The sequence below is a fragment of the Mesorhizobium sp. B2-6-1 genome, from assembly GCF_006440475.1.
GTDB lineage: Bacteria > Pseudomonadota > Alphaproteobacteria > Rhizobiales > Rhizobiaceae > Mesorhizobium.
The window spans coordinates 128,952-144,350 of the sequence record NZ_VFUH01000002.1; the positions used below are offsets into that span (position 1 = coordinate 128,952).

Sequence of the window (15,399 nt, forward strand, 5' to 3'; positions counted from 1 at the left end):
ATCCGCTCGACGTAGCATGAGGCTATCGCTCGACCAAGCTCGACCCCTCGCCTGCTCGGGTGCGCCCGCAGAGGAATGCCAGCCAGCGCCCCAGGGTCCCGAAGGTCCGCCGATAAATGCCGCTCTTGCGCAGACTGCTCAAGCGCCGAAGAAGGCCAGGGTCTTTCGAAGCATCAGTTCGCCTGCCCGGCCGCTTTCGGGATCACGGCCTCGGGCACGTCCCCTCTTACCTTCTTGGTATGGTCAAGACCCGCAAGCACCGCGAGCGAGGATGCCTTGTCCTGGCTCTTCACGGATTGCTGCAGGGCCGCAAGCGCCGCCTGGACATCGGACCATTCCGCGACATCGGTGCTCAGGCCAAAAATCTTGGAAATGCCGAGTTCGACCAGCTCCTCATCCTCACCATGCAACGTTTCATGGAGTTTTTCACCGGGCCGGATTCCGGTGAAGCGAATGGGGATGTCCGTGTATGGGCTTTTTCCGGACATGCGGATCATCGTCTCGGCAACTTCGAGGATCGGCACCGGTTTGCCCATGTCGAGCATGTAGACGGCGTAGTCGTCGCCGGCTTTCCGCGAGGCGGCATCGGCCGCCGACATGATGACGAGGTCGACGGCTTCGGCCACGGTCATGAAATAGCGCGTCATGCGCCGGTCGGTTATGGTGACCGGACCTCCGGCCTCGATCTGCGCCTGGAATATGGTTGCGACCGAGCCATTGCTGCCAAAGACATTGCCGAACCGAACGGCTATGAACTTGGTGGCGGGGCGCCGTGCGCCGGCCTCGCCGGCGGGCGTTTCATGCAAGGCGCTGACGATCTGTTCGGCCGCCCGCTTCGTCAGGCCCAGCACGGATGTCGGGTCCACGGCCTTGTCGCTCGAAACAAGCACGAATTGCTTGACGCCGCATTTGGCGGCAACCTCGGCACAGACAAGCGTTCCGAAGACATTGGTCTGGATGGCCGAATCCCAGTTTTCCTCGAGCAAAGGCACATGCTTCAGTGCCGCGGCGTGGAAAACGATGTCCGGCTTGAACTCGGTGACGACACGCGTCATCTGGCGCCGGTCGGCGACATCGACAATGCGGACCTTGAGGCGGTCATGGTCCTTCTCTTCGACATATTGGCTCAACTGGAAAATGCCGAACTCGGAATTATCGGCAACCAGCACCGCCTCCGCGCCCAGTTCCAGTGACCTCTTGACCAGGGTGCGGCCGATGGAACCGGCACCGCCGGTGACCAGGACGCGCTTGCCGCCGACGAAGGCCCCGATGCGTTCGATGTCGGACGGAACCGTGGGGCGGCGCAGGATCGTTTCCATCTCGACCTCGTCGAGAACGAGCTTTCCTTCCTGGCCAAGCTGCGAAAGCCCCGAGAACTGCACCACCGCTATGTCGCCTTGCCGGGCAACACGGACGAGCTCCGAATACTCCTCGATCTCATGTTCGGCGCCGCTGCCGAAAATCAGCAGGTCCAGGCTTGTCGTACCCTTGGCGTATTCTTCCAGCACCTCGATCAGGCGGGGGCGGGTGGCCACGACGGGAACGCCCTGGATCCGAGTGCCCTGCGGAACACCGTGCTCAATCGCCATAATCCCTGCAATTGAATACTCTACAGGCTGCGTCGTGCGCGTGAAACGGATGATTACGTCGGCCTCGCTCAGCTTGCCGACAAACACCGCTCTCTTGGTCGAAGCCTTGCCGCGACTCAGAATGCGCCAGCTCGCGCCGTCGCGAAAGAACCGGTAGAAAATCCGGGGCGCCGAGATGATCGTGAAAGAAACCAGGAAGAAGACGATGAACTGGCGCTCATTGAGGCCCGCCACCGGCTGAAAGGAACGAACAAAAAGCGAAACACAGTAAAGGACGATGGTCAGTATTGCGCAGCCCTTCAGGATGTTGAAGAAATCCGGCGTCGAGGCGAAGCGCCACACAGTATTGTAGAGGCCGCAATATCTGAATAACAGATGACTAAGAATAATGATGCTCGCCCAGCAAGCGAAACCCGCTGGAGAGAACGCTTCGAACGACAGCCTCGACTGCGATAAAGTCAGGCTAAGCGCCACCGCCACCAGAACCATGGCGATGTCTTGAATCATGATGATGGCGCGACGCATTGTGGGCCGGAGTCCGGGTACAGCTTCTACATAGGATTTCATCGGACGGTACTGAACTCCAGGCGCGAAGACTTCAATACTAAAGTGGCTCTAGAGCGAATACCATCCGTCACCGGCGGCTTCTTTTTAGTACCAAATCTTCGGCCCCCGCCGCGTGTATCGCATAGCGTGGACTTGAAATCATCGCCAGAGATTTTTTCATAGGTTGGCGGGTGAAGAGAAAGTCCGTTTGATCAAGATCTTGCACATCAACTGCAAAGAGCCCTAGAGTCCGACAGCAACTCAGGATAGAGAGAGGGGTCGACCGGAGAGGTCAATCCTTGACTACTCTTTGCCCTGGTGCGGTCTGCTCTCGACCTATGGCCTATGGTTCCGCAGATATCAAGCGGTTCGAGAATGCCGGCAGCGCGATCGTGAGGCCATCGCTCGGTCCTTGACGCCAGACGGCTCTCACCCTGTCGACGCGGCTGGGAATGCAGTGTGGATAGCTGGAAGGAAAGGTGAACCGCCCGAAGCGATTTTGCGGTTGACAGCCAAGTCTGCTGCAATATGACGGTCTTCCCTTTACCAGCCAAAGCGAAGTGATGAAGTTTGGATCAAGTGGCCTGCGAGGGTTGGCTTCAGAATTAGTCGGGAAACCCAGCGGCCTTTATACGGAGGCTTTCGCTTGGCGTCTCGTTGCCGATGGGGTCCGATCGAAGGCCAAGGTGTTCGTTGGTCGCGACTTGCGCGATAGCAGTCCGACGATCGCCGCCAACTGCATGGCTGCCTTGGCGGCAAGTGGGTTTCAACCGATCGATTGCGGTGCCATTCCAACGCCAGCCTTGGCGTTGTATGCCGGGCAGCATGACGCAGCGGCGCTCATGGTTACGGGTTCGCACATCCCTGCGGACCGCAATGGCATCAAGTTCTATAGCCCGCGGGGCGAGATCACCAAGGCCGATGAAGCCGCTATGGCACACTATGCTGCCGAACGGCTAGACGCCTATTGCCCCCCGCCGCCAATAGGTACGGCTTTGCCGGGACATCACGACAATGCGATCGCCGCCTATCGCGCGCGCGCCGATGACATCTTGGAGCCTGGGTCCCTTTCGGGCCTGAGGCTCGGCGTCTATCAGCACAGTTCGGTCGCGGCGGATCTTCTGGTGGAGGTTCTCCGATCCTTTGGCGCAGATGTGACACCTGTCGGGAAATCGGAGACCTTCGTGCCCGTCGATACCGAAGCCGTTGACGAAACCACAATTGCAAAGTTCAAGGGTTGGGCGCGAGAATTCCACCTCGACGCCATCGTGTCGACCGATGCCGATGCTGATCGGCCACTGATTGCCGACGAGAATGGTGACCTGTTTCGCGGCGACCTGATCGGCCTCGCCACGGCTCTGTTCCTGCGGGCTGACATCGTGGTGACGCCCGTGACTTCCAATTCAGGTATTTCGAAAGCCTTCGGTTTTACGGTTCTGAGAACGAAGGTCGGATCTCCCTTCGTCGTCGAAGCCATGGAAGCCTCACACCACCCCGAGAAAATCGTTGTGGGCTTTGAAGCCAATGGTGGCGTTCTCTTGGGGTCGGACTGTTCGCTACACGGCAAGACATTGACGGCATTGCCGACACGGGATTCACTGCTCCCCATCCTGGCTGTCCTCGGAATGGTCGCGTCGACAAGAAAGTCGCTGTCAGGTCTGCGCGCGTTGTGGAATCTTCCGGCCTGTGCAAGCGAACGCCTTGAGAATTTCCCAGTGGAGAGTTCGCGCAGCTTGATGCGTCGGCTCGCGGATCGGCCTGCACTGCAGCGGTTTCTGGCCCCGTTCGGGATTGTTGCTGAAGTTGACGAGACCGACGGCCTAAGGACACAAATGCTGACTGGCGAGATCATCCATCTGCGGCCGTCCGGCAACGCGCCTGAACTTCGCTGCTATTCGGAGGCAGCAGACCCAGGCAGAGCGAGAGCGATTGTGGCGCTGACGCTCGACAGGGCGCTGGCGATCGCATCCACAAACGAAGCAGAGGTCATTTCATGAAAGTGGTTCCCGTCATAATCAGCGGTGGAGCCGGATCGCGACTATGGCCTGCCTCAAGGCAATCGCACCCCAAGCCTTTTCTTAAAGTGGCGGACGGGCATTCGCTTATTCAGCACACAGTGCTGCGCGCCGCGTCGATTGAGGGAGTGGTGGAACTCGTGGCTGTAACGTCCGGGGACCACCTTTTCCTCACGAAGGACGACTTCGACGAACTGGATTCGGTTGTGTTGCCACGTACGTTTCTGCTCGAGCCGGAAGGCCGGGATACTGCCGCTGCCGTGGCGGCAGCCACTGTCCATACCAAGGCAACGCAGGGCCCTGATGCGATTCTATGCGTCTTCCCGGCCGATCACATGATTGGCAACTTGCCTGCGTTTCTAGACGTTATGGGCCGGGCCATCGAATACGCAAAACTGGGGCGGATTGCCACATTGGGCATCAGCCCGACCAGACCGGACACGGCATTCGGCTACATCGAAGCCGATGGTGAGAAAGTCGTCCGCTTCGTTGAGAAACCGGATCTCGACACAGCCAAGGCCTATGTCGCCTCCAAACGCTTCTTCTGGAACGCGGGGATATTCTGCTTCAGCGCGCAACGCATGCTCGACGAGATGGCTTTGCATTGCCCCGAAGTGATCCAGGCGGTTTCCGACAGTTATGAGAACGGCCGATTCAGTCAAGGCGAAGGCTTTGCCAAAATCGAACTCGCGCCCGAGCATTTTGGCTCCGCTCCGCGTATCTCTCTCGATCATGCGGTTATGGAGAAGGCGAACAATCTTGCCGTGGTTCCTTGCGACATGGATTGGAACGACATCGGATCTTGGAACGCAATGGCCGATTTGATCACTCCTGACGAAAGCGGCAACAGGCTACGCGGCGATGTTCATATGGTGGACACCACCGGCAGCTATATAAGTTCCGACAAACGCGTCATCGGCACGGTCGGGGTCAGCGATCTGGTGATCGTCGATTCTCCCGACGCATTGCTTGTCGCCTCCCGCGATCGCGTTCAGGACGTCAAGAAGTTGTTCGAGGGCCTCAAGGCTTCCGGGCATGAGGCGCATTTGGTCCACAGCACCGTACATAGGCCGTGGGGCACCTATACGGTTCTGGAGGAAGGCGAGCGCTTCAAAATCAAACGCATCGAGGTGAAACCCGGCAGACGTTTGAGTTTGCAGATGCACTACCATCGCTCCGAGCACTGGGTCGTGGTCAGCGGCTCCGCGAAAATAGTCAATGGCGACCAGGAGCTGTTCCTGGCGACCAACGAGTCAACCTACATCCCCTGCGGTCATAAACACAGGCTGGAAAACCCGGGCCGGATTGACCTGGTGATCATTGAAGTGCAAAGCGGCGATTATCTCGGCGAGGACGATATCGTGCGTTTTGACGACGTATACGGCCGCGCCTGACAATCCATTGGCTCACGGTGCTGGGGGCGGCAAAGCCTTAGGGGCTGGGCGGACACAAATCGGATACATCGAGAACATTGATGAAAAAAAAAGCACTGATAACCGGCATCACCGGGCAGGACGGCGCCTATCTGGCGGCATTCCTGCTGGAAAAGGGTTATTCCGTTCACGGCGTAAGGCGCCGCACATCCCTTTTTAATACGGATCGCATCGATCATTTGTATCATGATCCACATGAAAAGGGTGTAGATCTGACGTTGCATCATGGCGATCTGACTGACTCATCAAGTCTGATGCGGATCATTCAGCTCGTTCAGCCGGATGAGATTTACAATCTGGCGGCACAGAGTCACGTAGCCGTTTCATTTGAGGAACCTGAATACACCGCCAACTCCGACGCTCTAGGGGCGTTGAGAATTTTGGAAGCCATCCGAATTCTCGGCTTGGAGAAGAAGGTCCGTTTCTATCAGGCGTCTACGTCTGAGCTGTACGGGCTCGTGCAAGAGACGCCGCAAAAGGAAACCACGCCATTCTACCCACGGTCTCCTTATGCCGTGGCCAAATTGTATGCATACTGGATTACGATCAATTATCGCGAAGCATACGGCATCTATGCGTGTAACGGCATTCTGTTCAATCACGAGTCCCCAATGCGAGGTGAGACGTTTGTGACGCGTAAGATTACGCGAGCGCTGGCACGGATCAAGCTAGGCATGCAAGAGAAGCTTTACCTGGGTAATCTAGATTCACTGCGCGACTGGGGGCATGCCAAAGACTATGTTGAGATGCAATGGCTTATGTTGCAACAGGACGCGCCTGAGGATTACGTTATCGCAACTGGCGAGCAGCATTCCGTGCGCGAATTTGTGACCCTGGCGGCTGCGGAACTGGATATTGACGTAAGATGGGAGGGAAAAGGCGTCGACGAGAAAGGGTACGATAACAAAAGCGGTCAATGTATAGTGGCTGTCGATGCGGCTTACTTTCGGCCGACAGAAGTCGAAACGCTTCTTGGCGACGCCAGTAAAGCTCGAAAGAACCTTGGCTGGGAACCTAGAATTAAATTCACCGAGCTGGTCCAAGAAATGATTCGCGAGGACTTTAAGGGTGCCGAGCAGGAAAAGCTGCTTACAACGCATGGCTATCAACGCTTCACTCGCGCAGAATAACCATGGCACGAATTCCAGTATATGAGCCATACCTTAGCGGAAACGTATCGGCGTATGTCAACGAGTGCTTGACTACGGGTTGGATTTCCTCGCGTGGAGCCTTCATATCCCGATTTGAAAAGGCTTTTGCGGAGTATGTAGGCGCGAAAGAGGCGACAAGCGTGGCAAACGGTACCGTAGCCATCCACCTTGTGTTGGATGCATTGGGCATCGGTGCCGGCGACGAGGTCATCGTTCCAAGCTTCACCTACATAGCGTCGGTCAACACCATTTTGCAGACCGGCGCGACGCCAGTCTACGTCGATTCGTTGGAAGACACGCTGCAGGTGGATCCGCAGGCAATACGTGACGCTATAACCCCGAGAACCCGCGCGGTCATGGCGGTGCATTTGTATGGCCATCCTTGTGATATGGATGCGATCTCGGCCCTTTGCCGCGATCATGCTCTTTTGCTCATCGAGGACTGCGCGGAAGGCTTCGGGACCCGGTGGAAAGGCCGGCATGTCGGCACGTTTGGTGATGTTGCCACCTTCAGTTTCTTCGGGAACAAGACAATCACAACTGGCGAAGGCGGAATGGTTCTGGCGCGATCGGCTGAGGTGATGGACAAGTGTCGGCGCCTGAAAAGCCAAGGTGTTTCGCCGACCCGCGAATACTGGCACGACATGCTCGCCTACAATTATCGGATGACCAATATCCAGGCGGCGATCGGGCTTGCCCAGCTCGAGATGGCTGAAGAGATCATCAAACGCAAACAGCAGGTCGCAGAGATATACCGGACCCGACTGTCCGGACTTCCCTTGAGGACCCATGATCCCGTGGGCGACGTTAATCATTCGCACTGGATGTGTTCGATCGTCGTTGACCAAGTTGAGGATCGAGATCGGTTGCGTGCGCGTCTTGCCGACGACGAAATCGAGACACGCCCGTTTTTCCCCTTAGCCAGCCACATGCCGCACTGTTATTCTGACCGGGCCTTTCCGAATGGCGATAGCGTAAGCAAGCGTGGCATCAATCTGCCGAGCTACCCCGGACTGACCGAGGAACAGTTGAACCGCATATGTTCTTCGATCATCGGTTATTTCGAGGATCGACCGCGGTGACTTTGCGTTAAGGAAATGGCCTGTGAACGAGTATCTTAGGGGCATTTGGGCCGCGCGATATTTTTGGATGCATCTCGCGATGTCCGATCTGCGCGGTCGCTGGAGAAGGTCCTTCTTCGGTGTCCTGTGGTCGATTATCCAGCCTCTGGGCCTAACGATCCTTATCTCCATCGTGTTCAGTCGCATCTTCGATGCCGCGATCTCGGAATATGCGCCCTACATTCTCTCCGGGGTCATCATCTGGGAATACATCGTCTTCAATGTGAGTGGAGGCGCATTGGCTTTCGTCCAGGCCGACGCATACATCAAGCAGACACGTCACCCGTTAGCGATATATACGCTTCGAAACGTTATTTCCGGGCTTATGGTGCTTGCCCTGGCCAGCATCAGCCTCATCGGTTGGGTGCTTGTCGTTATGCCGCAGAATTTCGGCTGGTCTTGGCTTGCCGCCCTCACGATATTCCCGATCATCGGTCTGATTGTCTGGCCGTGGGCAACGATAATGGCATATTTTTCTGCCCGTTTTCGCGATCTGCCGCATGCGCTTGGCCTGATATTGCAAGCCCTATGGTTTGTCTCACCAATCTATTTCGAGACTTCGGTGTTCCGCAAAGGCAATCTGCATGTCCTGCTGGACTACAATCCGCTTTATCACCTCCTCCAGATCGTGCGCGCTCCACTCCTGCATGGTGAATGGCCCGTCGCTGCCAATTATCTGTGGTGCTTCGGGACTATCGCAGTGCTCATGCTGATCGCAGCACTCGTGGGCAGGTCCGCCGAAAAGAGGGTGATCTTTTACCTATGACAAATCGGATTCGCCTCGAATCGGTAAACCTCCATTATGCATCCGTCGGCTTCAGCGAGCGGTCGTTGAAATCCATGCTGGCATCGCTGGCGACGTTGAACGGAGGAGGCAAGAAGATCGTCGACATCCACGCATTGAAGGATGTTAGCCTGAACATTGGTCCTGGCGAACGTGTCGGCCTTCTAGGACACAATGGGGCCGGCAAGAGCACGTTCCTCAAGATGGTGGCAGGATTATACCCGATATCTTCCGGAAAGCGTGTGGTCGAGGGAACCGTCCGGTCATTGTTCGACCTGAGTTTGGGTTTCGAGCCTGATGCCACCGGCCGGGAGAACATCCTGTATCGCGGACTTCTCCTCGGTCTCTCGCCCAAATTCATGCGCTCGATAGAAGACGAAGTTGTCGCCTTTGCCGATATCGGGGAGTTTATCGACTATCCGATCAAAACCTATTCCGCTGGCATGCAGGTGCGCCTCGCCTTCGCGATTTCGACAGCGGTCGGCGGTGACATTCTCCTCCTCGATGAGGTGATCGGTGCCGGTGATGCGAATTTCATGGGAAAAGCGCGCAAACGCATCCTGGATCTTGTCGAGCAGGCGGAGATTCTAATTTTAGCTTCGCATGATCTCACAACACTGCAATCCATATGTGCAAGGGGAATTGTGTTTCATCACGGCGAGATCATTTTTGACGGCGATATCCTCAATGCGATCTCCGAATACAATAGGACGAATGGTATCGCTGTTTAATCACGAGCCCAAGCGTTCTCCTCAATCTGACCAACCAACCGGCCCCGACGAAAGGCCCAAACAAAGCTCACGGTGAGAAATTGCTGAGACATATAACGCTCATTTTGCCGATTGCTTATCGTGGTGGTTCTCTGCGCGTTACGAAGAGCATTGCGAAAATGATCAAGCAGGGGAGCAGAAATTTCGGCACACCTTGCGGCGTCCGGATCGCTGTCCTTTCCGGCTACTATGACATTCCCCTCGACTTTCATGAAGTCTTAGAAGATGGCATTGATGTCCGGGAATTCGACTGGATAGATTTCACTGCTGAGAACGTCCATATCGCCAACGCTCACAGCCATCGCTTTGTCGAAACTCTATTTGATGACTATTGCGTTCCTGAAGATGGCGTCAAGAACCTAACTGACACGGATCTATGGATCCTCATTTCGGACAGGGCGCCGAAACCATTGGCTCCGATCATGCCTTATGTGGTTTTTGCGACTGATTATATCCAGAGATATGTTCCGGAGATCATGCCGAGGGAATCTTTTGGCAAGATTGATATGCCGAGTATTCAGACTGTAAGGGCAGCAAACGCCGTAATTGTAACCACCCCGCACACCAAAGAAGACGTCATATCTTATGTCGGTGTCCCGGCTCAAAAGGTTCATCTCGCTCCCATGGATTTCGATCCAACGGTGTTTCCAATACTGGCTGATACCAAGCTGGATTCTGATCCATACTTTATATGGCCGACAAATCCGACCGAACATAAAAATCATATTCGAGCTTTCGATGCCTTGCAGCGCTACTACGAAAAGCTGGACGGGAAATTGCGGGCGAAGATCGTCGGCCCGAACTCACTTCGAATGAACCCGGAGCACGAAATACCGGAGAAAATTCTGGATATCCCTTACATCAAAAAACTAAGAGGGATGATCGAAGCGTCAGAATCACTTCAACAGAACATAGATTTTATGGGTGAACTTTCTGATGCAGCATACGCCCAGACATTAAGCGGCGCCCAATTCCTCTGGCATCCTACCATTATAGACAATGGTACGTTTGCGGTTGCCGAGGCCGCGTGGTTTCGATGCCCGTCCCTTGTAAGCGGATACCCGCAAATGCATTACATAGGAAACCGGTTCGCAATCCCGATGGAATTCTTTAATCCCCGTTCGGTTCCCGAAATGGCCGAATCTCTAAAAGAGATGGAAACGAAAGCCGGGAGGGTACGCATGGCCCTACCGAGCCGTGAAGATCTCTCTCAGCATTCCTGGCAGCGATACGCGGCAGAGTATTGGGCTATGCTGAAGGGGATCGCGCCATGAAGAAACTTGGCATTTTTCTTGGATACACACCGAGGCAGTTGGTGCCACACGAGGGCATCACGCGTCTGCTTGGTTTTATTGTGCGTGGAGCTGTAAAATCCGGAGATATATCAGTTACTATCGCCGGTCCTGCATGGCTAAAGACCGATATCATCAATCTTTTGGACGATGCGGGTGTGCCGGCTGGCTCCGTAGATATCATAACAACGAAGGGCGAGCCGTACCTCATAAAACTGTGGAGAGTTTGGACGAAGATATTCCACCGGCCCAGATCAAAGAAGCCAAAACGAACTCGTCTATTCAAATATTTGGCCGCTGGCACTCGTCTTATTGTTGACTGGTTGTCGAATTCATCTTTTTTTGTGTTCTTTTTCGGCGTTCTCCTTCTGATCATCTTGGCAACCATATTTGCGCTCCCACTGCTAATTTCGATAAGCTTGGTTACCTTGGTTTATGTGGGAAAAAAGCTCTCTTCCAGATTTAGGACTAATCGATACTTCCGTGCTAAAAACTGGTTTATGGCCAGGCTCTATTATCTTCTCAACACAGTAGGGCCGCTCGACACCGTTCAATCACACGAGCTTAATCGCCTCGTCAAACTGCTGAATAAAAGACGGGACATTGATGTCTGGTATGTCCCTTCGATGTTCTGGCCGGAGATATCCGGTCTCCGCGGCAACGTAGTAATGGCTGCTCCTGACATTGTTTTCTATGAGCACCCGGCGCAGTACATCACTCCGGCTGACATGAGAATGTTAGATCGAATATCGAAGAGCATTGCTGGCGCGGATCGCCTGATTACCTACAGCGATCACGTGAAGACCAATCATATTGTTAACCGACATCACGTGAATCCGAACCGTGTAACCGTGATCCGGCATGGCTTTGTCGATATGGCTTCAATTGAACGGGGGAATGGAACCAGACAGGATGCGCTTGACGTCCTGCACAAATATCTGAAACAGAAGGAAGATAGCCTTCCCGAGTACCTTCATGATTTTCGGTTTGACGATGTAAAATTCCTATTCTACTCGTCACAAGTTCGGCCTCACAAGAACGTTGAGGCGTTGATAACTGTTTTTGAAAGAGTGCTTAGAGAGAACTATCGCCCTGTAAAATTAATCCTTACTGGCCGTACAACGGGCATTGAACGAATTCGAAAACTCATTGAGGACCGTGGTTTGCAGAGGGACGTTATTTCTCTCCCGTCTGTGCCCAATTATGTTCTGGCATCTCTTTATAGACTTGCTGTTCTTTCAATAACGCCGACGCAGTTTGAAGGCGGCTTCCCGTTTACTTTCTCTGAGGCTTACTCAGTTGGCACCCCGTCGATAATGAGCAGAATCCCAGTGGTAACCGAGATCATTCAAGATCAAGAATTGCTTGACGTTATGACGTTTGATCCTCAAGATCGTGAGGAGATGTTACAGAAAATCTTGTGGGGCCTAGACAACGACCAGACCTTATTGACGGCACAGAAATCTTTGTTCGAAACAATGTCATTAAGATCTTGGGATAACGTCGCTAACGAATACCTTGATCTTATTCTTAGGTCCGCTACCGAACAGAAAAAGCCGAGACTTCAGGGGCGAGAGCCTAAACGATAGGACATGAGAAAGACTATATGAGTGTTAACGAGATCGATCAGATCGAGGCTGCGTCCAACACACATCTCGGCGAGATCTGATGCCAAGCATAACACCATCACTATGAGCAAAGGCCTTTTCATTCTGGGCTTTGGCGGCCATGCGCGTAGCGTAGGGGATATAGCGCTGTCGTCAGGGTTCAATGATTTGATTTTCATCGATGACCAGGCGAAGGCCGGTGAGGAATTTGCGGGCTTTCCTGCTGTCGCTGTTCTTCCCAGCAATGCCGCCGGCGCCGGTTGGCTCATGTTTCCGGGCTCGGGTGACAATGCGCGGCGACGCGCGCAATGCGGGAGCGCGCTTCTTCCTCTTGCGACGCTCGTCGCACCGACTGCCTCTGTCGGGAGGCAATGTGAGATCGGGCAAGGCTCACTGGTCGCTCATCAGGCCCATTTGGGACCGCTTACAAAGATCGGGCCGGGCGTCATCATCAATAGCGGCGCAATCGTTGACCATGAATGCGTGATCGGTGATTTTTCGCATATATCCGTCAATGCCACCGTTGCAGGCCGTTGTCGAATAGGCACACAGGTTCTGGTTGGCGCAGGTGCGACCGTAATTGATCGGATCTGCATATGCGACAATGTCATCATCGGCGCTGGCGCAACGGTCGTCCGAGACATTGAAGTGCCCGGCGTGTATACAGGCACGCCGGCCCGTCGAGCCCACGGCTAGACAGCGCCAGCCGCTTTCCTTTCAGGCTCGAACAGAAAAAACGGTCCGATTCATGAAAATCGGCATTGATGCCCGCAACCTTGTCCACAATCTCACAGGCATCGGCCGCTATGTGCTGGAGATGTGCCGTGGGTTGGCGGAAGCCGGTCACGAAATCTTTCTGTATCTCCCGGAGCGACCGGTGTCGGATCTGTCTCGTCTATCGGGCGGAACGTTTCGGATATCTGGTCATGCAGGCAATTTCAGGCGCATGATTTGGGCTCAAACCATCTTACCCAAACAGGCAGCCCGCGACAAAATCGACATCTTTTGGGGCCCTGCACACAGATTGCCCTTTAGTTTGGATCCGGATATCCCCCGCGTTGTGACCATTCACGATCTCGTATGGCACCATGCGGCATCGACAATGCGTTTGCAGGGTTGGCTCGGCGATCGCTTCCTCATGCGACCTGCAATATTTTCATCGGATAAGATCGTCGCAGTCTCGCGCTCTACGGCCGATGCCATTCGAATGCTGTATCCACAGGTCTCCAAGAAACTGCACGTGGTGTACCCTGGACTGACGCGCCTGGAGGATGGCGGGACCAACAGCGTGCTTGCGGACAGAGGCATCGACCGCGAATACGCCCTCTTTGTCGGCACACTTGAACCCCGCAAAAACTTGCCAAGTCTCCTGGAAGCATATGCGCTGCTTCCGGAGCCGGTCAGGAAAAATCTGCTGCTCGTCGTAGCGGGGGGTCAGGGGTGGCGTCTCGGCGACCTGCGCGAGCGCATGGTGCGCCTCGAAATCGAATCGGATGTGCGACTTACGGGATATGTCACGGACAGCGATCTCGCTGTCCTCTATCGCCGAGCGAAGTTTCTTGTCATGCCGTCATTATACGAAGGCTTTGGATTTCCAATTATCGAAGCAAATGGGGTTGGGGTGCCTGTTGTAACTTCAAATATGTCTTCCATGCCCGAGGTGGCTGGCGAAGCTGCCATTCTTGTTGACCCGACCAACGTCCAGGATATCTCCGCCGCGATGGGCCGGTTGGCACTCGACAATGCGTTGCGCTCGCGGCTGGCTGAGAAAGCGCCCCTGAACGCGCTCCGGTTCGACTGGAGAAAAAGTGCCTTAGACCTGGTTGCGGTGTTCGAATTGGCCCTCGCCGCGAGGAAGCGCTGACACGGACAGGGGTATGCTTCAGATTTTTGAACTGGCCATCGAGCGAAGACGGAAGACCAACATTTGAAAGTGCTGCATTTCTTCAAGACATACTGGCCCGATACCTTTGGCGGGGTGGAGCGGACGATACATGCCATCGCTCAAAGCACCGCCAGCCGCGGCATTGAAACCGAAGTGCTCTCGTTGAGCCGTGCTCCGAACGAGAACACGCAGCATCTCGACGGGCACATGGCCCGAAAAGCCAAGCTGGATTTCGAACTGGCGTCGACCGGGTTTTCGTTCGAGGTCTTTCGGAAGTTCGGAGCGCTCGCCAGGAAAGCCGACCTCATACATTACCATTTCCCATGGCCACTCATGGACATGGTGCATTTTCAATCCCGTCATGGCAAACCGACCGTCGTCACCTACCATTCCGACATCGTCAAACAGAGGCTTTTGCTGCCTCTTTATCGGCCGCTGATGCTGCGCTTCCTCAGGGATGTGGACGCTATCGTCGCGACATCTCCGGACTATTTGAAATCGAGCCCCGTTCTCAGAGCCTTGGAGGGCAAATCGGCGATCATTCCAATCGGCATCAATGAAACCGATTACCCCGCGCCAACCGAAGCCGACCACAGATGGTGCCAAGCGGCAGTGGCGGAGCCTTTCGTGCTCTTCGTCGGCGTCTTGCGCTACTATAAGGGGCTGGACGTGCTGATTCAGGCGGCCGACAAAGTCAGGTGCAAGATCGTTATTGCCGGATCAGGGCCTATCGAAGAGCGCCTGAAGCTTCAGGCCAAGACGTTGCGTCGCAACAATGTGATATTCCTCGGCGAGGTGGCCGAGCGGCACAAGATGGCGCTCCTCCACAACTGCCTGGGGTTCGTTTTTCCGTCAAACCAGAGGTCGGAAGCCTACGGGCTTTCTCTCGTCGAGGCGGCGATGTGCGGTAAACCGATGATCTCTTGCAAGATCGGAACGGGAACAAGTTATGTGAATAAAGCCGGCGAGACCGGGCTGGTCGTACCGCCTTCCGATCCAGCACGCCTTGCCGAAGCCATCAACCAGATCGTCGATTCGCCGGTCGAGGCAGCGAACTGGGGGCGAGCTGCTCGCAATCGCTATGTTCGCCTCTTTACAGCTGACAGGATGGGAAAAACATACGCCGAGCTCTATCACCAACTCGATAACCGCCGACGCTGAAATACGGCTTCGCGCTGTGGCAGCCGGTGAATCCCCCGCGGGTTG

12 protein-coding genes are annotated in these 15,399 nt (G+C 55.0%); 11 read left to right on the forward strand and 1 reads right to left on the reverse strand.

Annotation, left to right across the window (positions count from 1 at the left end):
- Nucleotides 1-173: 173 nt before the first annotated feature.
- Entirely contained in the window at nucleotides 174-2,156 is a 1,983-nt protein-coding gene (locus tag FJ443_RS05320; RefSeq protein WP_181175067.1) for a nucleoside-diphosphate sugar epimerase/dehydratase, read from the reverse strand.
- A 542-nt stretch (nucleotides 2,157-2,698) separates the two neighbouring features.
- On the opposite strand from FJ443_RS05320, the gene FJ443_RS05325 reads away from it, so the two are divergent.
- The 11 genes from FJ443_RS05325 to FJ443_RS05375 all read left to right on the forward strand — a co-directional run bounded on the left by FJ443_RS05325 (nucleotide 2,699) and on the right by FJ443_RS05375 (nucleotide 15,354).
- Nucleotides 2,699-4,132, forward strand: coding sequence for a phosphomannomutase (locus tag FJ443_RS05325; protein ID WP_140663006.1), 1,434 nt, complete (start codon nucleotides 2,699-2,701; stop codon nucleotides 4,130-4,132).
- The gene (locus FJ443_RS05330) at nucleotides 4,129-5,544 is read left to right on the forward strand and encodes a mannose-1-phosphate guanylyltransferase/mannose-6-phosphate isomerase (RefSeq protein WP_140663008.1); all 1,416 of its coding nucleotides are present in this window, start codon (nucleotides 4,129-4,131) and stop codon (nucleotides 5,542-5,544) included. Before FJ443_RS05325 ends, FJ443_RS05330 begins: the two co-directional genes overlap by 4 nt.
- Nucleotides 5,545-5,624: 80 nt before the next feature.
- Nucleotides 5,625-6,713 carry a GDP-mannose 4,6-dehydratase gene (gene gmd / locus FJ443_RS05335; RefSeq protein ID WP_140663010.1) on the forward strand — a complete coding sequence of 363 codons (1,089 nt, stop codon included), beginning with the start codon at nucleotides 5,625-5,627 and terminating at the stop codon, nucleotides 6,711-6,713.
- Nucleotides 6,714-6,715: 2 nt separating this feature from the next.
- Nucleotides 6,716-7,816, forward strand: coding sequence for a DegT/DnrJ/EryC1/StrS family aminotransferase (locus FJ443_RS05340; protein WP_140629342.1), 1,101 nt, complete (start codon nucleotides 6,716-6,718; stop codon nucleotides 7,814-7,816).
- A gap of 22 nt (nucleotides 7,817-7,838) precedes the next feature.
- On the forward strand, nucleotides 7,839-8,621 hold the full coding sequence (locus tag FJ443_RS05345; protein WP_181165147.1) for an ABC transporter permease: 783 nt from the start codon (nucleotides 7,839-7,841) through the stop codon (nucleotides 8,619-8,621).
- Nucleotides 8,618-9,370, forward strand: coding sequence for an ABC transporter ATP-binding protein (locus tag FJ443_RS05350; RefSeq protein WP_140663012.1), 753 nt, complete (start codon nucleotides 8,618-8,620; stop codon nucleotides 9,368-9,370). Before FJ443_RS05345 ends, FJ443_RS05350 begins: the two co-directional genes overlap by 4 nt.
- A gap of 158 nt (nucleotides 9,371-9,528) precedes the next feature.
- Complete coding sequence (locus FJ443_RS05355) at nucleotides 9,529-10,683, forward strand: glycosyltransferase (protein ID WP_246681193.1); 1,155 nt, start codon at nucleotides 9,529-9,531, stop codon at nucleotides 10,681-10,683.
- The gene (locus FJ443_RS05360; RefSeq protein ID WP_140663017.1) at nucleotides 10,680-12,290 is read left to right on the forward strand and encodes a glycosyltransferase; all 1,611 of its coding nucleotides are present in this window, start codon (nucleotides 10,680-10,682) and stop codon (nucleotides 12,288-12,290) included. Before FJ443_RS05355 ends, FJ443_RS05360 begins: the two co-directional genes overlap by 4 nt.
- Nucleotides 12,291-12,392: 102 nt before the next feature.
- Nucleotides 12,393-13,004 carry a NeuD/PglB/VioB family sugar acetyltransferase gene (locus tag FJ443_RS05365; protein WP_140663019.1) on the forward strand — a complete coding sequence of 204 codons (612 nt, stop codon included), beginning with the start codon at nucleotides 12,393-12,395 and terminating at the stop codon, nucleotides 13,002-13,004.
- Nucleotides 13,005-13,056: 52 nt separating this feature from the next.
- Nucleotides 13,057-14,172: a glycosyltransferase family 1 protein gene (locus FJ443_RS05370; protein ID WP_140663021.1), complete on the forward strand. Its 1,116-nt coding sequence runs from the start codon at nucleotides 13,057-13,059 to the stop codon at nucleotides 14,170-14,172.
- 63 nt (nucleotides 14,173-14,235) lie between these two features.
- Nucleotides 14,236-15,354 (forward strand): glycosyltransferase, encoded by a 1,119-nt coding sequence (locus FJ443_RS05375; RefSeq protein ID WP_140663023.1) that lies wholly within the window; start codon nucleotides 14,236-14,238, stop codon nucleotides 15,352-15,354.
- Nucleotides 15,355-15,399: the final 45 nt, after the last annotated feature.